General features: G+C 71.5%; 16 protein-coding genes and 1 pseudogene. 12 read left to right on the top strand and 5 right to left on the bottom strand.

The genetic code is table 11. From position 1 onward, the window contains the following. The first annotated feature begins 12 nt into the window (after positions 1–12). From IO29_RS12000 to IO29_RS12015, 4 genes are all read left to right on the top strand, one after another. The gene (locus IO29_RS12000) at positions 13–993 is read left to right on the top strand and encodes a tetratricopeptide repeat protein (RefSeq protein WP_030379366.1); all 981 of its coding nucleotides are present in this window, start codon (positions 13–15) and stop codon (positions 991–993) included. Positions 994–1,197: 204 nt separating this feature from the next. Beyond that, positions 1,198–1,848, top strand: coding sequence for a peptide deformylase (def, locus tag IO29_RS12005; RefSeq protein WP_030379367.1), 651 nt, complete (start codon positions 1,198–1,200; stop codon positions 1,846–1,848). Between the two features lie 327 nt (positions 1,849–2,175). Then, positions 2,176–3,261: an epi-isozizaene synthase gene (gene cyc1 / locus IO29_RS12010; protein ID WP_030379368.1), complete on the top strand. Its 1,086-nt coding sequence runs from the start codon at positions 2,176–2,178 to the stop codon at positions 3,259–3,261. Then, on the top strand, positions 3,258–4,640 hold the full coding sequence (locus IO29_RS12015; protein ID WP_030379369.1) for a bifunctional albaflavenone monooxygenase/terpene synthase: 1,383 nt from the start codon (positions 3,258–3,260) through the stop codon (positions 4,638–4,640). The genes cyc1 and IO29_RS12015 overlap by 4 nt, the downstream gene beginning before the upstream one ends. An 82-nt stretch (positions 4,641–4,722) precedes the next feature. Here the strand turns inward: IO29_RS12015 and IO29_RS12020 are convergent, their stop codons facing one another. The 5 genes and pseudogenes from IO29_RS12020 to IO29_RS12040 form a co-directional block, all read right to left on the bottom strand. Then, entirely contained in the window at positions 4,723–5,742 is a 1,020-nt protein-coding gene (locus IO29_RS12020) for a helix-turn-helix domain-containing protein (RefSeq protein ID WP_030379370.1), read from the bottom strand. A gap of 255 nt (positions 5,743–5,997) precedes the next feature. Next, a pseudogene (locus IO29_RS40205) lies at positions 5,998–6,102 on the bottom strand (ribonucleoside-diphosphate reductase); the annotation flags it as partial. A gap of 288 nt (positions 6,103–6,390) precedes the next feature. Beyond that, positions 6,391–8,001 carry a monocarboxylate uptake permease MctP gene (gene mctP, locus IO29_RS12030; RefSeq protein WP_030379372.1) on the bottom strand — a complete coding sequence of 537 codons (1,611 nt, stop codon included), beginning with the start codon at positions 7,999–8,001 and terminating at the stop codon, positions 6,391–6,393. Then, a complete protein-coding gene (locus IO29_RS12035) occupies positions 7,998–8,291 on the bottom strand; it encodes a DUF3311 domain-containing protein (RefSeq protein WP_030379373.1) in 294 nt (97 codons plus the stop codon). Before IO29_RS12035 ends, mctP begins: the two co-directional genes overlap by 4 nt. A 157-nt stretch (positions 8,292–8,448) precedes the next feature. Beyond that, on the bottom strand, positions 8,449–9,213 hold the full coding sequence (locus IO29_RS12040) for a GntR family transcriptional regulator (RefSeq protein ID WP_030379374.1): 765 nt from the start codon (positions 9,211–9,213) through the stop codon (positions 8,449–8,451). A 484-nt stretch (positions 9,214–9,697) separates the two neighbouring features. Between IO29_RS12040 and IO29_RS12045 the strand changes: the two genes are divergently transcribed. From IO29_RS12045 to IO29_RS12080, 8 genes are all read left to right on the top strand, one after another. Continuing rightward, a complete protein-coding gene (locus IO29_RS12045) occupies positions 9,698–10,978 on the top strand; it encodes an extracellular solute-binding protein (RefSeq protein ID WP_030379375.1) in 1,281 nt (426 codons plus the stop codon). Between the two features lie 421 nt (positions 10,979–11,399). Next, positions 11,400–12,389 carry a carbohydrate ABC transporter permease gene (locus IO29_RS12050; protein WP_030379376.1) on the top strand — a complete coding sequence of 330 codons (990 nt, stop codon included), beginning with the start codon at positions 11,400–11,402 and terminating at the stop codon, positions 12,387–12,389. After that, positions 12,386–13,294 (top strand): carbohydrate ABC transporter permease, encoded by a 909-nt coding sequence (locus tag IO29_RS12055; protein ID WP_030379377.1) that lies wholly within the window; start codon positions 12,386–12,388, stop codon positions 13,292–13,294. The genes IO29_RS12050 and IO29_RS12055 overlap by 4 nt, the downstream gene beginning before the upstream one ends. A 9-nt stretch (positions 13,295–13,303) precedes the next feature. Next, positions 13,304–14,794, top strand: coding sequence for a glycoside hydrolase family 3 protein (locus IO29_RS12060; protein ID WP_030379378.1), 1,491 nt, complete (start codon positions 13,304–13,306; stop codon positions 14,792–14,794). A gap of 277 nt (positions 14,795–15,071) precedes the next feature. Continuing rightward, positions 15,072–16,001: a sugar phosphate isomerase/epimerase family protein gene (locus tag IO29_RS12065; RefSeq protein WP_234307490.1), complete on the top strand. Its 930-nt coding sequence runs from the start codon at positions 15,072–15,074 to the stop codon at positions 15,999–16,001. A gap of 196 nt (positions 16,002–16,197) precedes the next feature. After that, positions 16,198–17,904: a dihydroxyacetone kinase family protein gene (locus IO29_RS12070; RefSeq protein ID WP_030379380.1), complete on the top strand. Its 1,707-nt coding sequence runs from the start codon at positions 16,198–16,200 to the stop codon at positions 17,902–17,904. A gap of 107 nt (positions 17,905–18,011) precedes the next feature. Further along, on the top strand, positions 18,012–18,539 hold the full coding sequence (locus IO29_RS12075) for a ribose-5-phosphate isomerase (RefSeq protein WP_030379381.1): 528 nt from the start codon (positions 18,012–18,014) through the stop codon (positions 18,537–18,539). A 271-nt stretch (positions 18,540–18,810) separates the two neighbouring features. After that, the gene (locus IO29_RS12080) at positions 18,811–20,193 is read left to right on the top strand and encodes a GntT/GntP/DsdX family permease (protein WP_030379382.1); all 1,383 of its coding nucleotides are present in this window, start codon (positions 18,811–18,813) and stop codon (positions 20,191–20,193) included. Positions 20,194–20,277 lie beyond the last annotated feature (84 nt).

Genomic DNA, 20,277 nt, shown 5'->3' on the forward strand with positions numbered 1-20,277 from the left:
CAGGCGGGAATCGTGAGGATCTTCGGCAAGGGACGGCACCGGCCCTCCGCCTCCTGGCGGCAGGCCACCGACCGCGCGTTCACGCTGATCGGGGACGGTCGTTACGAGGACGCGGGCGCGCTGCTGACCCGCGCCGCGGACCTGGAACCCTGGCTGTCGGAGTCGTGGTTCAACCTGGCCCTGCTGCACAAGTTCCGGCACGACTGGGAGCAGGCGAGAGCGGCCGGGCTGCGGGCCGTGGCGCTGCTGGACCGCGAGGCGGGCGCTCCCGACTGGTGGAACGTGGGCATCGCGGCCACCGCTCTCCAGGACTGGCCGCTGGCCCGCCGCGCCTGGCAGGCCTACGGGCTGCACGTACCCGGCGGTGCGAGCGTCGCCGGTGAGCCGGCCGGGATGGATCTGGGCAGCGCGGCCGTACGGCTGTCGCCCGAGGGCGAGGCCGAGGTGGTGTGGGGGCGTCGGCTCGACCCCGCGCGGATGGAGGTGCTCTCCATCCCGCTGCCGTCCTCCGGGCGCCGCTGGGGCGAGGTCGTGCTGCACGACGGGGTGCCCCACGGGGAGCGGACGACCGCCGCCGGGCACGCCTTTCCCGTCTTCGACGAGATCGAGCTGTGGGCGCCCTCGCCGGTGCCGACGTGGGTGGTGCTCCTGGAGGCGGACACCGAGGCGGACCGCGACGCCCTGGAGCGGCTCGCGGCCGACGCCGGGTACGCGGCCGAGGACTGGTCGTCGTCGGTGCGGCTGCTGTGCCGGCTGTGCTCGGAGTCCCGGATGCCCTCCGACGAGGGCGACGGCGAGCACCTCGATCCGCACGACCACAGCGAGCCCGGCCATCCCGGGCCGCTCGGCCACCGTACGGACGGCCAGCTCTGGGTGCCCGAACGCGAGTGCGGACTCGCGGCGCCCGCCGCGCTGGTGCGCGGACTGCTCGACGGCTGGGTCGCGGACTCCCCGGACTCGCGCGGCTGGCGGGATCTCGAAGAGGTCTGCTGAACGCGCTCCCCGAGCGGCCCGCCGGCGCCGTCCGGCGAGCGGCAGCGGTCCGTCGAGCGCTCCCGGCAGGCCGGGCGGCCGCTCCCCGCAGGCCGGGCGGCCGCTCCCCGTAGGCTATGCGGGACAACTCGGCGGTTCCCCCGCGGTTCCTCCGAGTGGACACAGTCCCCGAGAAGACACAGTGCAGGAAGGCGTACGTCGGCCATGGCCCAGCAGGACACCGATCAGCAGCAGGCGGGCGTGCTCCCCGTCGACGACGAGGGGTACGTCATCGACACGGAGGACTGTGAGGAGCGTGAGGCCGCCTACCGCGAGCGCGGCACCTCCCGGCCGATCACCGTCGTCGGCAACCCGGTGCTGCACAAGGAGTGCAGGGACGTCACGGAGTTCGACGACGAGCTGGCGAAGCTGGTCGACGACATGTTCGCCAGCCAGCGCACCGCCGAGGGCGTGGGCCTGGCCGCCAACCAGGTCGGCGTCGACCTGAAGGTGTTCGTGTACGACTGCCCGGACGACGAGGGCGTGCGGCACGTGGGCGTGGTCTGCAACCCCAAGCTCGTCGAACTCCCCGCGGAGCGGCGCCGGCTGGACGACAACAACGAGGGCTGCCTCTCCGTGCCGACCGCCTATGTCTCGCTGGCCCGCCCCGACTACGCCGAGGTGACCGGGCAGGACGAGAAGGGCAATCCGATCCGGGTGCGCGGTACGGGCTACTTCGCGCGCTGCCTCCAGCACGAGACGGACCACCTGTACGGCTATCTGTACATCGACCGGCTGTCCAAGCGCGACCGCAAGGACGCGCTGCGGCAGATGGCCGAGAACGAGCCGCGCTACCCGATCGTGGCGAACGACTGACCCGTACACGACCGAAGCGGACCGAATACGACCGATTGTGATCGGAATCAGCTCGAACGAAGGCCAAAAGAAACCGTAATTGGCTGAATGCCGCAGAGCTCATGGGGAGTTCATGCGGAGTCCCTGACGCCCGGCCGGGAGATCCCTCCCCGGCCGGGCGTTGTTCGTCTGTCTGTTCACATGCCACTCGTGAAATGAACGCGGCAAATCCATTCCCAAAATGGTCAGTTGTGTAGCTGAATGGAAAGCGCGGGGATACGCAAGGGCGCGCGCCCGGGCACGGGGGGAGCGGTGCGACGCCATCCGGCTGCTGAGAGGGGTTTGTTCGTGCCAGCTTTCCCACACAGCACTTCACTCACCACCACCGCGGTCACGGTTCCACCGGCGCTCGCGCTGCCGGTGATCGAGGCCGCGTTTCCCCGGCAACTGCACCCGTATTGGCCCCGGCTCCAGGAGAACACCCGTTCCTGGTTGCGGGAAAGGCGGCTCATGCCGGCGGAGAAGGTGCGCGAATATGCCGATGGTCTGTGCTACACGGATCTGATGGCCGGCTACTACCTCGGCGCCCCCGACGACGTCCTCCAGGCGATAGGGGACTACAGCGCCTGGTTCTTCGTCTGGGACGACCGCCACGACCGCGACGTGGTCCACCGCAGGCCCGCCGCCTGGCGCCGGCTGCGGATCCGGCTGCACACGGCACTGGACTCACCCACGTCCCATCTGCACCACGAGGACCCGCTGGTCGCGGCGTTCGCGGACAGCGTGCTCCGGCTGTACGCGTTCTGCGGGCGGAACTGGAACGCCCGCTTCGCCCGGCACTTCCACGCCGTGATCGAGGCCTACGACCGGGAGTTCCGCAACCGCCTCCGGGGCCGGGTCCCCACGGTCGAGGAATACCTCGAACTGCGCCGGCTCACCTTCGCCCACTGGATCTGGACCGACCTCCTGGAGCCGAGCGCGGGCCGGGAATTACCGGACGCCGTACGGAAACACCCCGCATACCGGCGGGCGGCACTGCTCAGTCAGGAATTCGCCGCCTGGTACAACGATCTGTGTTCCCTCCCGAAGGAAATCGCCGGGAACGAGGTGCACAATCTCGGCATCAGCCTCGTACGGCACCGGAAAATGACACTCCCCGAAGCCGTCGGAGAACTCCGGCGGCGGATCACGGACTGCATCGACGAATTTCTGGTCGCCGAACGGGAGGCGCTGCACTTCGCCGACACGCTCGACGACGGCACCGTCCCCGGAAAAGAACTCAGCATCGCCGTGAAGTCCTGCGTCACCAATATGCGGAACTGGTTCAGCACCGTCTACTGGTTCCACCACGAATCCGGCCGGTACCGCGTCGACAGCTGGGAGGACCGCGCCACACCCCCGTACGTCACGAACGAAGCGGAAGGTGAGAAATGACCCTCGAATCGAGCATCCAGCCGGCCACACCCGAGCCCCGCACCGCCGCCCCGCTGCCCGACCCGCCGCTCGCGGGCGGCGCCGTCCCGCTCCTCGGCCACGGCTGGAAACTGGTCCGCGACCCCCTCGGTTTCCTCTCCCGGCTGCGCGCCGACGGCGACGTCGTACGGCTCAAACTCGGCCCGAAGACCGTGTACGCCGTCACCACCCCCGCGCTCACCGGCGCCGTCGCCCTCAGTCACGACTACAAGATCGGCGGCCCGCTCTGGGAGTCCCTGGAGGGCCTGCTCGGCAAGGAGGGCGTCGCCACCGCCAACGGGCCGACCCACCGGCGCCAGCGGCGCACCATCCAGCCCGCCTTCCGGCTCGACGTGATCCCCGAGTACGGGCCGATCATGGAGGAGGAGGCGCACGCCCTCACGACGCGCTGGCGCCCCGGCGAGACCGTCGACTGCACCTCCGAGTCCTTCCGCATCGCCGTGCGCATCGCCGCCCGCTGTCTGCTGCGCGGCGAGTACATGGACGAGCGCGCCGAACGGCTGTGCGTCGCCTTGGCCACCGTCTTCCGCGGCATGTACCGGCGCATGGTGATACCCGCCGGACCGCTGTACCGGCTGCCCCTCCCGGCCAACCGCGCATTCGACCGGGCACTGGCCGATCTGCACCTCCTGGTCGACGAGATCGTCGCCGAACGCCGGGCATCCGGTCAAAAGCCGGACGATTTGCTGACCGCATTGCTGGCGGCGAAGGACGGGAATGGCGAGCCCATCGGGGAACAGGAGATCCACGACCAGGTCGTCGCGATACTCACCCCCGGCAGCGAAACCGTGGCCTCCACGATCATGTGGCTGCTCCAGGTTCTCGCGGCCCACCCGGAACAGGCCGAAAAGGTCTGCGCGGAAGTCGAATCCGTCACCGGCGGCAGGCCCGTCGCATTCGCGGACGTACGCAGCCTCACGCACACGAACAATGTCGTCGTCGAGGCGATGCGGCTGCGCCCCGCCGTATGGATTCTCACCCGCCGGGCGGTGACCGACACCGAACTCGGTGGCTGTCGCATTCCGGCAGGGGCCGACATCGTCTACAGCCCGTACGCGATCCAGCGCGATCCGAAGTCCTACGACCGGAACCTGGAGTTCGACCCCGACCGGTGGCTTCCGGAACGCGCCGGAAGCGTTCCCAAGCACGCCATGAGCCCATTCAGCACGGGCAACCGCAAATGCCCCAGCGACCACTTCTCCATGGCACAACTGACGCTGATCACGGCCACGGTGGCGCGCACCTGGCACCTGGAGCAGGTGGCCGGGTCGAACGACGCGACCCGGGTGGGCATCACCCTGCGCCCGCACCGGCTGCTGCTGAGGCCCGTGAGGAGGTGAGCCCGGGGCGCGTACGGAGGTGAGGCGCCCGGCGGGGGCGTGCGGGACGGGTCAACACCCGGCGCGCACGCCCCCGCCCGCTTCAGGCCGCCGTCCCCGGGTCCTCGGCCCCGGCCACCGGTTCCAGCCCTGGTCCCGGGCCCGGCCCCGGACCCCGGAACGTCCGCCGGTACGCCTGCGGGGTCGTCCCCAGCGCGCGTACGAACTGGTGCCGCAGCGCGGCCGCGTTGCCGAACCCGGTGCGGCCCGCGATCGCGTCCGTCGTCTCGTCCGTGCCCTCCAGCAGCCGCTGCGCCAGCAGCACCCGCTGGCGCAGGATCCAGCGGTACGGCGTCGTGCCCGTCTCCTGCTGGAAGCGACGGGCGAAGGTGCGCGGCGACATGTGGGCGCGGGCGGCGAGCTGTTCGACGGTGACCTCCTCGTCCAGATGCCGCTCCATCCACACCAGCACCTCGCCCACGGTGTCGCACGGGGTGCGGGGCAGCGGGCGCTCGATGAACTGGGCCTGCCCGCCGTCCCGGTGCGGCGGCACCACCATCCGCCGGGCGATCCGGTTCGCCACCTCCGGACCCTGCTCCTTGCGCACCAGATGCAGACAGGCGTCGATCCCGGCCGCCGTGCCGGCCGAGGTGATCACCGGGTCCTCGTCCACGTACAGCACGTCCGGCTCGACCCGCGCCCGCGGATACCGCCGGGCGAGCGTGTCCGCGTGCCGCCAGTGCGCCGAACAGCGCCGCCCGTCGAGCAGCCCGGCCGCGCCCAGCACGAAGACGCCGGAGCAGACGCTGAGCACCCGGGCGCCCCGTTCGGTGGCGTCGCGCAGCGCCCGGAGCAGCTCGGGCGGATAGGCACGGGTCTCGAAGCCGTTCCCGGCGGGCACGGCGATCAGATCGGCCTCCGCCAGCCGCTCCAGGCCGTACGGCGTCGAGAACGTCAGCCCCGGTACATGGGTGCCGAGCCGCGGGCCCTCGGCGGAGACCACCGCGAAGTCGTACACGGGCAGCCCCTCGTCGCTCCGGTCGATGCCGAAGACCTCGCAGACGACGGCCAGTTCGAAGGGGTGGACGCCGTCCAGCATGACGGCGGCGACGTTGCGCAGCATGCGGACCAGTGTGCCCCGGCGATGGCAGGAAATCGAGGGTGTGCGGCAGTCCTGCCACTGACGCGGAGGAGGCCGCGGCGCGAAGGTGGAGGACATGGACACGACGCACGCACAAGCACTCATCGGAATGGTGGCCGTCCTCGGCCTCCTGGCCCTCGTCACCCTGCCCGCCCTGATCGGCGTCGTCCACGACTGGCGTGTGGACCGGCAGCTCAGGGCGGCGCGGGAACGGCAGGAGGCCGAGCGGGAGAACGGTCAGAAGTCCTCGTCGAAGCCGACCGAGCCCTCCACCGCGACCTGGTACGCCGACGCCCGCCGCTCGAAGAAGTTGGTCAACTCCTGAACGCCCTGGAGCTCCATATGTGCATGGTCTCGTCCCGGAACACCCAGTTGGTGCCGGTGGCCAGGCCGTGCAGTTCGGCCTCGTCGGCGTGGGCGGAGCGGCCGCGCAGGGCCGCGGCGGCGACCCGGCCGGGGCGGCGTCGGGGAGGTCGGCGGCCAGCGCGGTGAGGGTCCGCAGCAGGGCGGCGCCGGGGCCCACGAAGGCCGGAAGGCGGCCCACGCACGAAGGCCGCGACCGCTCCCGAGGAGCGGCCGCGGCCTTCCGCGCACGTATCGCGTATCGCCTCTCGCGTATCGCGACGGGGCCTAGTGCGACGTCCCCGCCGTCGCCGGCGGCAGCTCCGGCTCGACGCCCGCGTCGCCGACGTCCACCGTGTAGTCGTCCGCCGTCGTCTCGTCGACGCCCTCCGGCGCCTTCACCGCCCGCAGGACGAACGTCAGCACCACCGTCACCACCACGTTCAGCACGAACGCGGTCAGACCGATGTAGCCGATCTCCCCGATGCCGGGGATCTCGTCCGAGGACCCGCCGAAGTGCGCCTGCGTCGGCGAGGCCACCCCGTACGCGGCCACCGTGCCGTACACCATGCCGACCGCCCAGCCGGCCAGCAGCGCCCACCGGTGGAACCAGCGGGTGAACAGGCCGCCCACCAGCGCGGGGAACGTCTGGAGGATCCAGATGCCGCCGAGCAGCTGGAAGTTGATCGCCACCGTCTTGTCCATCGTCAGGACGAAGATCAGCGCGCCCACCTTGACCAGCAGCGAGACGAACTTGGAGACCTGGGCCTCCTGCTTCGGCGTCGCGTCCGGCTTGATGAAGTCCTTGTAGATGTTGCGGGTGAAGAGGTTCGCCGCCGCGATCGACATGATCGCCGCCGGCACCAGCGCGCCGATCCCGATGGCCGCGAAGGCCACACCCGCGAACCAGTCGGGGAACATGTTCTCGAACAGCTGCGGGATGGCCAGCTGGCCGTTCTTCACGCTGATCCCGTCCGCGATCGCCATGAAGCCCAGCAGCGCCAGCAGACCCAGCATCAGCGAGTACAGCGGCAGGATCGTGGTGTTGCGCCGGATCACCTCACGGCTGCGCGAGGACAGCGTCGCCGTGATCGAGTGCGGGTACATGAACAGCGCCAGCGCCGAGCCGAGCGCGAGCGTGGCGTACGTCCACTGTCCGCCCGCGGCCGGGATCACCCCGCCCGCCCCCGCCTTCGCGAACTTCTCGCCCGCCGAGGCGAAGATGTCGTCGAAGCCGCCGAGCTTGATCGGGATGTAGATGATCGCGACCGCGATGACGATGTAGATGAGCGCGTCCTTGACGAACGCGATCAGCGCGGGGGCCCGCAGTCCGGAGGAGTACGTGTACGCGGCCAGGACGCCGAAGGCGATCAGCAGCGGCAGGTCCTTCACGAACCAGTTGGTGTTCTCGCCGCCGCCCACGCCCATCACGTCCAGCACCGCCTGGATGCCGACGAGCTGGAGCGCGATGTACGGCATCGTCGCCAGGATGCCGGTCACGGCCACCGCGAGCGAGAGTCCCTTGGAGCCGAACCGCCCGCGCACGAAGTCGGAGGTGGTGACGTACCCGTGCCGGTGGCTGACCGACCACAGACGCGGCAGGAAGGTGAAGACCAGCGGGTACACCAGGATCGTGTACGGCACGGCGAAGAACCCGGAGGCGCCCGCCGCGTAGATCGCGGCCGGGACGGCCACGAAGGTGTACGCGGTGTAGAGGTCGCCGCCCAGCAGGAACCAGGTGATCCAGGTGCCGAACGACCGTCCGCCCAGGCCCCATTCGTCCAGGCTGTGCTCGTTCTCGGCCTTGCGCCAGCGGGCCGCGAGGAAGCCCACCGCGGTGACCAGTACGAAGAAGAAGATGAAGACGCCGAGCGCGACGCCGTTCACGCCGTCCTTCATTCCGCCGCACCTCCCTTCGAGGAGGCCGACGAGGCCGCGGCCGCGTCACGGGAGGCCCGCCCGCGCTGGTCGAACTGCCACAGCTTGTAGGCGGTCACCGTCAGCACGGTCGAGAGGAGCACCCACAGCATCTGGTACCAGTAGAAGAACGGGATGCCGATGAACGTCGGGTCGGTCTTGGCGTATGAACCGACCCACAGCATCGCCACGAACGGCGCGACGAGGCAGAGGCCGATGGCGACCCGCAAGGGCGTCACCACCCCTCTGCCGACTCCTGGGGCATCTGACATGTGCGGCTCCGTCCCCTCGCTGGTCAACCGGGCAATGCGGAGGGAAAATCTAGGTCACCGCGTCCAGGGAACGGAACCCTTGTCCGCATAACGGTTGGGGAAGGCAACGAAAGGGGGACAGGTGGTGACGGTAGGTGACGCCCCCCCGTCGGCCCGCTCAGTCCAGCGGTCGCTTGAGCCGGGCCACGAACTTGTACCGGTCGCCCCGGTACACCGATCGCACCCACTCCACCGGCCGGCCCTCCTTGTCCAGGGAGTGCCGGGAGAGCATCAGCATCGGCAGCCCCACGTCCGTGCCGAGCAGCCCGGCCTCGCGCGGCGTGGCCAGCGACGTCTCGATCGTCTCCTCGGCCTCCGCGAGGTGGATGCCGTAGACCTCGGCCAGCGCGGTGTAGAGCGAGGTGTACTTCACCAGCGAGCGGCGCAGCGCCGGGAAGCGCTTGGCCGACAGATGGGTCGTCTCTATGGCCATCGGCTCGGCGTTGGCCATGCGCAGCCGTTCGATGCGCAGCACCCGGCCGCCGGCGGTGATGTCGAGCAGCTCCGCGAGCCGGTCGTCGGCGGTGATGTAGCCGATGTCCAGGAGCTGGGAGGTGGGCTCCAGGCCCTGTGCGCGCATGTCCTCGGTGTACGAGGTCAGTTGCAGCGCCTGTGACACCTTCGGCTTGGCCACGAACGTGCCCTTGCCCTGGATGCGCTCGAGCCGTCCCTCGACGACGAGCTCCTGAAGGGCCTGGCGCACGGTGGTGCGCGAGGTGTCGAACTCCGAGGCCAGTGTGCGCTCGGGCGGGACGGGGGTGCCGGGCGGCAGCGTGCGGGTCATGTCCAGCAGGTGCTTCTTCAGGCGGTAGTACTTCGGCACGCGCGCCGTACGGACGGGTGCTCCGCCCTCGCTCTCCGCACTGCTGACGTCGGTGCTCATGCTCCGCCTTCCCGGCTCGGTGCCGCGGGGGCCGACGATTCCCGCCGGTCACGGCTCACATCGTGGCACGGCTTCGTGTGGGTGACTCCACACGTTCCGTGAGGGGATCCCGCGCACGCGTGCCGGGGACCTCCTCTGTATACCGTCAGCCGCCCACGGTGGTCTAGTCCACCGTCCGCCCTGTGGGCCGCCCTGTGGTCCACCCAGTGGTACACCCGCCGGAACCGCTGCCGACCTGGCCTTTTCGCATCCTTCCTACGTAAAGGTTCTTGCATATGTAGGTCCCATAACGGACGCCTCGCGCGGGCTCCGACGCCCTTGACACTCCTATTGGTCCGGGCCAAGCTCCCCCTACTGGTCTACACCACTGGACCAGGTCCCGGCCCCACGGGCAACGCACGTACGCGGCACGTCGCCGCGCAGCACTTCGTCGCGGCACGCCGAGGGGGACAGGGGGGTTCGTGGCATCCCTGAGGAGGGTGGCGTGAAGCGCAAGCTGACAGCCGCGATCGGTATCGCGGGCATGATGGTCTCCATCGCGGCGTGCGGGGGCAGTGACGACGGGGACTCGGCCAAGGGCGCGGACGCCAAGGAGCTGACCGTCTGGCTCACGGTGGACGCGCAGAACAACTGGCCGGCGCTGGTCAAGGCCGCCGACAAGGCGGTGCAGAAGAAGCACCCCGGCATCAAGATCAAGCACGAGTACTACGGCTGGCCCGACAAGAACACCAAGCTCGACGCCGTCCTCGCCACCGACAAGGCGCCGGACGTGGTCGAGATGGGCAACACCGAGATGCTCGGCTACATGGTCAAGGGCGCCTTCGCCCCCGTCGACGCGGCGAAGTTCGACAACTCCGACGCCTGGCTGGACGGTCTGAAGGCCTCCGTCACCTACGAGGGCAAGACCTACGGCGTGCCGTACTACGCCGGCGGCCGTGTCGCCAACTGGCGCAAGGACGTGGCGGCTTCGGTCGGTGTCAAGACGCCCCCGAAGACGTACAAGGAGCTGACCGCCGCCCTCGACAAGATCCAGAAGAAGGAGGGCTCGAAGTTCAGCGCCTGGTACCAGCCCACCCGTGACTGGTACGCGGCCATGTCCTTCGTCTACGACGCGGGCGGCTCCATCGCCAAGGAGGACGGCGGCACCTGGAAGGCCAACCTCTCCTCGCCCGAGTCCCTCAAGGGCCTGGGCGAGTTCAAGAACGTCGTCGACACGTACATGCACGGCGACAAGACGAAGGACGAGTCCGACCGTTACATCGTCTACGGCCAGGGCAAGTCGGCGATGATCTTCGGAGCGGCGTGGGAGGGCGCGACCTCGGCCGACCCGAAGAACGACAAGACCGGCAAGCTCAAGGACAACCTCGAGAACTTCGTGATGCCGGGTCCGTCCGGCAAGAACATGCCCGTCTTCCTGGGCGGTTCGGACCTCGCGATCCCGGTGAAGTCCAAGGCGCAGGGCGTCGCCGCCGAGTGGATCAACGCGTTCACCGGCAAGGACGGCCAGAAGGGTCTGATCGCCAAGGGCAACCTGCCCAACAACAAGACCGACCTCGCGACCCTGAAGGACGACCCGGCCACCGCGGTCCCGGCCACCGCGGCCGAGTCCAACTGGTTCGTGCCGATGGCGCCCGGCTGGGGTCAGGTCGAGAAGGCGCAGGTGCTTCAGACGATGCTCCAGAACATCGGCACCGGCAAGAAGTCCGTCGAGGCCGCCGCCAAGGAGGCGGACACCGCGATCGACAAGGTCATCAACACGAAGTGACCCGGCAGGGCCCCGTCGACGGCGACGGGGCCCCGCCCGGCGTGCGCGGCAGGCCCCGCGCGCCGGGCGGGCGGCGAGGGGCGACCGCCGAGCGCCGGGCACCCCGGGCGGCCGTACGGCACGGGGGTCCGTACGGCCGCGGGGGCGCCCCCGCGGGGCGGACGGCGGACCGGCACCAGTGCTGGCGAGGGGGGGCGCCGCCCGCGCTGCCGACCGGGGCCGCCGGGAGCGGCCCGCCCGGCTCCGGCCGGAGCCTCGCGAGGGCTTCGCCCGGGCCGTGGGCCGCTGGAGGACCCTGTGCGGCCGTACCGCCACCGCAGGACCCCGTGCGGCCGTACCGCCCCCGCAGGACCGCCCGGCCCCGTCGGGGCCGTACCCCGCACGACCCCGTACGACCTGAGGGACCGCTGAGGAGCGCGCGATGAGTGCCGCCAACACCACCACCCCTGCCAAGGTGCCGCCCCCGCGGCAGGCGCCACCACCACCGGACGTCCCGGGCCGTCCCCGCAAGCCGCGTGCGGCGGCCGGGGCCGCCGTGCCCTGGGGACTGCTCGCGCCCTGTCTGCTGGTCCTCGTCGTCGTCCTCGGCTATCCGCTGGTCCGTCTGGTCACGCTCTCCTTCCAGAAGTTCGGCCAGTCGCAGCTGTGGGGCTTCCAGCCGGCCGAGTCCGTCGGCTTCGACAACTTCGCCACCGTGCTCGGCGACAGCGAGTTCTGGGCGGTCGTCGTCCGCACCATCGTCTTCGCCGGCGGCAGCGTGATCTTCACGATGGTCGTCGGCATGCTGATCGCCCTGCTGCTCCAGCGGGTCTCCGGCTGGGTGAAGACGCTGGTCAACATCGCCCTCGTGGCCAGCTGGGGCATGCCCGTCATCGTGGCCACCACCGTCTTCAAGTGGCTGTTCGACTCCGACTACGGCGTCTTCAACGCACTGCTGAGCAGGCTCCCCGGCGTCGACCTGGTCGGCCACAACTGGTTCGCCAGCGGACCGCAGGGCCTCGCCGTGATCATGCTGCTCGTGGTGTGGGGCGCGGTGCCGTTCGTCGTCATCACCCTCGGCGCCGGACTCACCCAGGTGCCCAAGGAGATGGAGGAGGCGGCCCGCCTGGACGGCGCCGGCGCGTGGGGCGTCTTCCGTTACGTCACGCTGCCGATCCTCAAGCCGATCATCGTGATGCTGACGACCCTCTCCGTCATCTGGGACATGGGCGTCTTCCCCCAGGTGTTCGTCATGCGCAACGGCCACCCGGAGGCCGAGTTCCAGGTCCTCACCACGTACTCCTACGACAAGGCGTTCGTGGTCAACGACTACGGCCAGGGCTCCGCGATCGCCCTGGTCACCGTGGTGCTGCTGCTCGGCGTCGTCGCCGTCTACATGCGCCAGATGCTGAAGATCGGAGAGGTCGAATGAGTGCGACCGCCCTGCCCTCGAAGACCACCGCCGGTCCGGGAGCCACCGGGCCCAAAGCCGCCGGACGGCCCGCCGCGCCCCGGCGCGCGCGGCGCGCCAAGGCCGGCTGGAACGTCCTCGGGCTGCTGGTCTTCGTGATCGTCGGCTTCCCGGTCTACTGGATGCTCAACACGGCGGTGAAGCCCGCCAAGGACGCCATCGACCCCGACCCCAGCCTGCTGCCGACCGGGCTGACCCTGTCCAACTTCCGCCGCGCGCTGGACATCGCCGACTTCTGGGGACCGGTCGGCCGCAGCCTGATCGTCTCCCTGACCGTGGTGCTCATCGGCATCGCCGTCGGCATGCTGGCCGCGCTCGCCATCTCCCGGTTCGCCTTCCGCGGCCGCAAGGTGGTCATCGTCGCGATCCTGGCGGTGCAGATGATCCCGCTGGTCGCCATGATCATCCCGGTCTTCCTGCTCCTCAACGACCTTGACCAGTACGACAAGCTGTCCGGTCTGATCCTCACGTATCTGACCTTCATCCTCCCGTTCACGGTCTGGACCCTGCGCGGCTTCATCGTCAACATCCCGCGCGAACTGGAGGAGGCGGCCATGGTCGACGGCTGCTCCCGCACCGGCGCGTTCGTCCGCGTGGTCTTCCCGCTGCTCGCGCCCGGGCTGGTCGCCACCTCCGTCTACGGCTTCATCCAGGCGTGGAACGAGTACCTCTACGCCCTGATGCTGATGAGCCAGCAGAAGCAGACCGCGACCGTCTGGCTCGCCAACTTCACCACCAAGCACGGCACGGAATACGCCCCCATGATGGCCGGAGCCACCATGATGGCCATACCGATCGTCGTGCTCTTCCTCCTCGTCCAGCGCAAGATGGCCGCGGGTCTCACCGCGGGCGCCGTGAAGGGATAACGCCACCCGATGACGACTTTCGCCAGCGGCACCGACACTCTCACGCGCGACGCCCTCACGGTCCTGCAACCCGGGTTCACCGGGACGACCGCCCCCGACTGGCTGCTGCGCCGGCTCGGCGAGGGGCTCGCCTCGGTCGGCCTCTTCGGCCGCAACATCGCCTCGCCCGCACAGCTGGCCGCCCTCACCGCCCAGCTGCGCGCCGAGCGCGACGACGTCCTTGTCGCGATCGACGAGGAGGGCGGTGACGTGACCCGCCTGGAGGTCCGCACCGGTTCCTCCTTCCCCGGCAACCACGCCCTCGGCGCCGTCGACGACGTCGAACTGACGACCGAGGTGGCGCGCGAACTCGGCCGCCGGCTGGCCGCCTGCGGCGTCAACCTCAACTGGGCGCCCTCCGCGGACGTCAACTCCAACCCCGCCAACCCTGTCATCGGCGTCCGCTCCTTCGGCGCCGACCCGGAGCTGGTGGCCCGGCACACCGCCGCGTACGTCACCGGGTTGCAGTCCGCCGGGGTCGCCGCCTGCACCAAGCACTTCCCCGGGCACGGCGACACCGCGGTCGACTCCCACCTCGCGCTGCCGCGCATCGACGCGGACCCGACGGTCCTGCGGGAGCGCGAACTCGCCCCGTTCCGGGCCGCGATCGGCGCGGGCACGAAGGCCGTGATGAGCGCCCACATCCTGGTCCCGGCCCTGGACGCGCAGCGCCCGGCGACCCTGTCCGGCGGCATCCTGACCGACCTGCTGCGCAAGGAACTCGGCTACGAGGGCCTGATCGTCACCGACGGCATGGAGATGCGGGCGATCGCCGCGACGTACGGCATCGAACGGGGCAGCGCCCTCGCGATCGCGGCCGGCGCGGACGCCATCTGCGTGGGCGGGGGGCTCGCCGACGACGAGACGGTACGGCGGCTGCGGGACGCCCTGGTGGACGCGGTGCGCACCGGCGCGCTCGCCGAGTCCCGGCTGGCGGACGCGGCCCGGAGGGTGCGGGAGCTGGCGGGGTGGACGGCGGGGGCGGCGGCTCCCGCCGCGGAGGACTCCGGCGCGGACATCGGCCTGGTCGCCGCCCGCCGCGCGCTCACCGTCACCCGGTCACCGGACTTCGCCCCGCTGACCGAGGCCCCGTACGTCGCCGCGTTCACGCCCGTCGCCAACATCGCGGTGGGCGACGAGACGCCGTGGGGTGTGGCGGCGGAGCTGGCCCGGCTGCTGCCGGGCACGGAGACGGGGACGTTCGCGGGGGAGACGGCGGGAGCGGACGCGCTGGCGGCGGCGGGTGGACGGCGCGTGGTCGCAGTGGTCCGCGACGAGCACCGGTATCCGTGGATGGGGGAGGCGGTACGGACGCTGCTGGCCGCCCGCCCGGACACGGCGGTGGTCGAGATGGGCGTCCCCCAGGCCGCCCCCCGCGCCACGCTCCACATCGCGACACACGGTGCGGCAAGGGTCTGCGGCATCGCCGCGGCGGAAGCCCTCCTGGCTCCGTCGGCCTGATCGAGGGCAGGAGAACCACGGGGGCACGGGCGGAGCAGCGCCCGCGCGCGCCCGACCGCCGGCCCCGTCCTGCACGCCCCGTCCTATACGCCCCGCCGGGCCGCGCCCCGGCGGGGCGCAGACGTGCTCCCGCGCCCCGCACGGCCCGCGGCGTGGCGCTCACCGACCATGTCCCGGCGCTGGTTCCCGAACTGATGTCCCAACTGGTCCCGCACAGACCGTTGACTGGTACATCCAACGCCTGCATCCTATAGGAAATAGGAAAGGCGGATGCACCTTGTACAGCGCGGACACCTGGCCGATCGCCGCGGCCCTGCTCCAGTTCCCCCATCACCTCCCCGACGGGCGCACCACACACGACCAGACCACCGAGGAATGGGCCCGGACCCTGCGCGAGGTGGCCGGCGCCGGTTTCTCCGAGGTGGATCTGACCGACAGCTGGGTGCGACCCGGTGACCTGGACCGCGCCCGGCTGGCGGAGCTGAAGGGCGCACTGGCCGCGGCGGGGCTCGTCGCGCCGGCGATCTCGGCGATCAGGTGCAGCGTCATCGACCCGGTCGACGGCGACGACAACCTCGCCTACTCGCACCGCACCATCGACGCGGCGGCCGAACTCGGCGTACCGGTGGTCTCCTTCGGCCTGCATCGGCCGCTCACCCCCGAGCAGCGGCGGGTGCTGTGGTTCTGGACCGTGCCCGGGCCCAAGGACCCGGAGGGCGACCGCGACACCTGGCAGAAGGCGGTGACCCGGCTGCGCGAACTGGCCGACCACGCCGCCGGGGTGAACGTCGCCCTGACGCTGGAGATGTACGAGGACACCTACCTCGGCACCGCCGACTCCGCCGTCGCCCTGCTCACCGACATCGCCCGCGACAACGTCGGCCTCAACCCCGACCTGGGCAATCTGCTGCGCATGCAGCGGCCCGTCGAGTCGTGGGAGTCGATGGTCGAGAAGACCCTGCCGCACGCCAACTACTGGCACGTCAAGAACTACTACCGCAGCGAGGACCCGGCCTCCGGCACGGTCCTGACCGCGCCCGCGCCACTGGAGTCGGGCTTCATGAACTACCGCAAGGCCGTGCGGTTCGCGCTGGAGAACGGCTACACCGGCGCGTTCTGCGTGGAGCACTACGGCGGTGACGGCCTGAGCGTCTCGGCCACCAACCGGGACTATCTGCGCCGCGTCATCGCGGCCGCGGCCGTCTGACCGACAGGGCGACGCGTTCGGCGCGGCCGGTTCCGGCGCGGCCGTGCCCCTGCTCGTCGCCGTGCCTCCCGCCCGAGCGGCCCCGCCCCGGCACGTCCTGACCGCGAGCGCGGTGCGGGCCGGCGCCCGGTCCCGGCCCCCTCACGCCCGGTTCCGCCCGCAGGCGGACACCCACGACGAAGTGGAGACCCTCTCGATGACTCAACTGTTCGGAGACCCTGAGCAGTTCGGCGAGGACGCGTTGCGCGGCTTCGTCGCCGCCCACCCCGACCACGTCACCCCGGTCGACGGAGGCGTCGTGCGCAGCCGGCCGCAGGCCGGGGGACGGGTGGCCGTCGTGGTGGGGGGAGGCTGCGGCCACTACCCGGCGTTCCACGGGCTGGTCGGTCCGGGGCTGGCCGCGGGCGCGGTGGTGGGCAACGTGTTCACCTCGCCCTCGGCCCGGCAGGCCGAGCGGGTGGCGCGGGCCGCGGACAGCGGCGGCGGCGTCCTGTTCAGCTTCGGCAACTACGCCGGCGACCGGCTCAACTTCGGCATGGCACAGGAACGGCTGCGCCACGCCGGGCTCGACGTGCGCACCGTCGTCGTCACCGACGACATCGCCAGCGCCCCGGCCGAGCGGCGTACCGAACGCCGGGGCATAGCGGGCGACTTCACCGTCTTCAAGGTGGCCGGCGCGGCCGCCGAGGAGGGGCTGGACCTGGACGGTGTGGAGGAGGCCGCCCGGCGCGCCAACGACCGCACCTTCTCCTTCGGCGTCGCCCTCTCCGGCTGTACGCTCCCGGGCGCCGACCGGCCCCTGTTCACCGTCCCGGACGGCATGATGGCGGTCGGCCTGGGCATCCACGGCGAGCCGGGCATCGAGGACCGCCCGCGCACCGACGCCGCCACGCTGGCCCGCACCCTCGTCACCCGGCTGCTGGAGGAGCGCCCCGCGGACTCGGGCGACCGGGTCGCCGCCATCCTCAACGGCCTCGGCGCCACCAAGTACGAGGAACTGTTCCTGCTGTGGGGCCAGGTCGAGGCGGAGCTGCGCGCGGCCGGCCTGACCGTCGTACGCCCCGAGGTGGGCGAGCTGGTGACCAGCCTCGACATGGCGGCCGTCTCGCTCACCCTGACCTGGCTGGACGAGGATCTGGAGCGCTGGTGGTGCGCCCCGTGCGACACCCCCGGCTACAAGCGCAACCCCGCCCGGCCCGCCGGGGCGCCGCCCACGCTCGCACCCGCCGACGGTGCCGGTGCCGACGCCGTGCTGCCGGCCGCGGACGACGCCTCCCGCCGGGCGGCCGCGCGGGTGCTGCACGTCCTGCGTACCGTGCGGCAGGCCCTGCACGACAACGCCGACGACCTCGGCCGCATCGACGCGGTCGCCGGGGACGGCGACCACGGGCGGGGCATGTGCAAGGGCATCGACGCCGCCGTCCGGGCGGCCGCCCGCGTCGCGGAGCGCGGCGCGGGCGCCGGCACGACCCTGACCGCCGCGGCGGACGCCTGGGCCGACGAGGCGGGCGGCACCTCCGGGGTGCTGTGGGGGGCGGGGCTGCGGGCCCTGGCCGACGCGCTCGGCGACACCGGCGCGGTCGACGGCGAGCGGGTGGCCGCCGGGGTGCGCGCGGCGCTGGACGCGGTGACCCGGCTGGGCGGTGCCCGGCCCGGCGACAAGACCCTCGTCGACGCCCTGGTTCCACTAGCCGAGCAGCTCGGCGCGGGGGTGGCCGAGGGCCTCTCCCTGGCGAAGGCGTCCGGCCGTGCCGCCGAGGCCGCCACCCGGGCCGCCGAGGAGACGGCGTCGCTGCGTCCGCGCACCGGCCGGGCGGCTCCGCTCGCCGAGCGCAGCCTCGGCACCCCGGACGCCGGCGCGACCTCCCTGGCCCTGTGCGCCCGGACGGCCGCCGGGGCCTGAGGAAACGTCACTCCACCGTTCACGCACACCGTTCACGCACACCGTCCGCGCCCGCCGTCCGCACGAAGTACGGAGCGCGCACAGGACAGAAAGGGAGTACGACCACCATGACGGACGATGCCTCTGCGGCCCCCGAGCGGCTGCGTATCGTCGTCGGCTGCGACGACGCCGGCTTCGCCTACAAGGAGACGCTCAAGGCGGACCTGGAGCAGGACCCGCGGGTCGCGACCGTCACCGACGTCGGTGTCGGCGCGGACGAGCACACCGCCTACCCGCACATCGGTGTGGCGGCCGCCCGGCTGATCGCGGCGGGGGAGGCCGACCGGGCCCTCCTGGTGTGCGGCACCGGCCTGGGCGTGGCCATCAGCGCCAACAAGGTGCCCGGGGTCCGGGCCGTCACCGCGCACGACAGCTTCTCCGTGGAGCGCTCGGTGCTGAGCAACAACGCCCAGGTGCTGACGATGGGCCAGCGTGTCATCGGCCTCGAACTGGCCCGTCGCCTGGTCCACGAGTGGCTCGGCTACCGCTTCGACCCCGCCTCGCCGTCGGGCGAGAAGGTCGCCGCCCTGGACCGTTACGACCGCGGTGCCGAGGCGGACGGTGCCACCCCGCTCGACACCGACGCCTCCTGCTGACCGAGGCCGGCGCCCGCCTCCTTCGGCCGGGCTCCTCCCGCCCCCCACCGCCCGGCCCGGTCCCTCTCCTTCGTTCCCGCCCCGCCCGACCCTTCCCCGCCCGCCCCGTACGGCCTCCCCGTACGCGATCGTCCGCACGCCCTCATCCCGTCCGGCCCGCTCCCGGCGGGCGGCCCGGCTGCCCGGGTCCGCCCCGGCGTCCATGGGGCCCGGTGACAAGGAATCGCCAACGATGTCGTTCTCAAGACCCACCACAGCCGCCCACTCCGTGATGGCCGCCGCGCAGTCCGCGGACTGGAGCGGACACGACACGCTGCTGCTCGTCATGGTCGGCGTGGCCATCGTCGTGATCGTCACGCTGATCAGCGTCCTCGACTTCCACCCCTTCGTCGCGCTCATCGCCGGCTCGCTGGTGCTCGGCATCGGCGCCGGCCTGGATCTCGACAAGGTGGTCGGATCCTTCGGTGACGGCATGGGCAGCACGCTCGGCGGCACCGGCGCGCTCATCGCACTCGGGGCCATCCTCGGCAAACTCCTCGCCGACTCCGGCGCGGTGAACAGCATCGTCGACGCCTTCACCGCCCGTGCGGGCGCCCGCTCGCTGCCCTGGCGCATGGCACTGATCGCGGTCGTCATCGGACTGCCGATGTTCTTCGAGGTCGGACTCGTCCTGCTGGTGCCGCTCATCGTCGTGATGTCCAAGCGCACGGCCACCCCGCTGGTCCGCATCGCGGTTCCCGCGCTCGCCGGTCTCGGCGCGCTGCACGCCTTCGTGCCGCCGCACCCCGGCCCGCTCGTCGCGGTGGACGCCCTCCACGCCGACGTCGGCATCACCCTGGGGCTCGGCCTGATAGCGGCGATCCCGTCGGTGATCATCGCCGGACCCCTCTACGGCAACTTCATCGCCAAGCGGGTCCACGCCGAGCCGCCGGCGGCGCTGGTGGAGTCGCTGGTGGTGAACGAGGAGAGCGAGAACGGCCGCCGGACGCCGTCGCTCGCCGTCTCCCTGCTGACGATCGCGCTCCCGGTCGTGCTGATGATCGCCAAGTCGGTCGTGGACATCGCCTTCCCCGGCAGCGCCTGGTACAACACGCTCCTGGACTTCCTGGGCAACCCGCTGGTGGCGATGTTCCTCGTCGTCCTCGTCGCCACGGCCACCTTCGGCTACGCGCTGGGCAAGAGCAGGGCCGAGGTCCGCTCCATCGTCTCCTCCGGTCTGCCGCCGGTGGCGGGCATCCTGCTCATCGTCGGCGCCGGCGGCGGCTTCAAACAGCTGATCGTCGACTCGGGAGTCGCCGACGCGATCGGCAAGGGCGCCGCCCAGGCGAACATCCCGCTGCTGGTCCTCGGCTGGCTGGTGGCCGTCCTCATCCGCCTCGCCACCGGTTCGGCGACGGTGGCCACCACCGCGGCCGCCGGCATCATCGCCCCCATGGCCGCCGGTACCGGTCAGGTCGAGGCGAGCCTGCTGGCCCTGGCCGTGGGCGCCGGCTCCCTGTTCTTCTCGCATGTCAACGACGCCGGCTTCTGGCTGTCGAAGGAGTATTTCGGCATGTCGGTGGCCCAGAACGTCAAGACCTGGTCCGTCCTGTCCACCCTCGTCGCCCTCGTCGGCCTGGGGATGGCCCTGCTCATGCATGCCGTCCTGGTCTGACGAGACGACCGGGGCCGGGAGCGGCCGGGCGGGCCTCGCCCGCACCGGCTCTCCCGGAGCCGAGGGGCCCGCCGCCCGCACCGG

The organism is Streptomyces sp. NRRL F-6676 (genome assembly GCF_000725625.1).
Lineage (GTDB): Bacteria > Actinomycetota > Actinomycetes > Streptomycetales > Streptomycetaceae > Streptomyces.

Bases quoted from the DNA above. Each gene is read 5' to 3' on its own strand.
- IO29_RS12080 (WP_030379382.1), top strand. From the start codon at position 18,811: ATGGCCGCCGCGCAGTCCGCGGACTGGAGCGGACACGACACGCTGCTG.
- IO29_RS12075 (WP_030379381.1), top strand. From the start codon at position 18,012: ATGACGGACGATGCCTCTGCGGCCCCCGAGCGGCTGCGTATCGTCGTC.
- mctP (WP_030379372.1), bottom strand. From the start codon at position 8,001: ATGAAGGACGGCGTGAACGGCGTCGCGCTCGGCGTCTTCATCTTCTTC.
- IO29_RS12055 (WP_030379377.1), top strand. From the start codon at position 12,386: ATGAGTGCGACCGCCCTGCCCTCGAAGACCACCGCCGGTCCGGGAGCC.
- IO29_RS12040 (WP_030379374.1), bottom strand. From the start codon at position 9,213: ATGAGCACCGACGTCAGCAGTGCGGAGAGCGAGGGCGGAGCACCCGTC.
- def (WP_030379367.1), top strand. From the start codon at position 1,198: ATGGCCCAGCAGGACACCGATCAGCAGCAGGCGGGCGTGCTCCCCGTC.
- IO29_RS12070 (WP_030379380.1), top strand. From the start codon at position 16,198: ATGACTCAACTGTTCGGAGACCCTGAGCAGTTCGGCGAGGACGCGTTG.
- IO29_RS12020 (WP_030379370.1), bottom strand. From the start codon at position 5,742: ATGCTGCGCAACGTCGCCGCCGTCATGCTGGACGGCGTCCACCCCTTC.
- IO29_RS12050 (WP_030379376.1), top strand. From the start codon at position 11,400: ATGAGTGCCGCCAACACCACCACCCCTGCCAAGGTGCCGCCCCCGCGG.
- IO29_RS12015 (WP_030379369.1), top strand. From the start codon at position 3,258: ATGACCCTCGAATCGAGCATCCAGCCGGCCACACCCGAGCCCCGCACC.
- IO29_RS12035 (WP_030379373.1), bottom strand. From the start codon at position 8,291: ATGTCAGATGCCCCAGGAGTCGGCAGAGGGGTGGTGACGCCCTTGCGG.
- IO29_RS12060 (WP_030379378.1), top strand. From the start codon at position 13,304: ATGACGACTTTCGCCAGCGGCACCGACACTCTCACGCGCGACGCCCTC.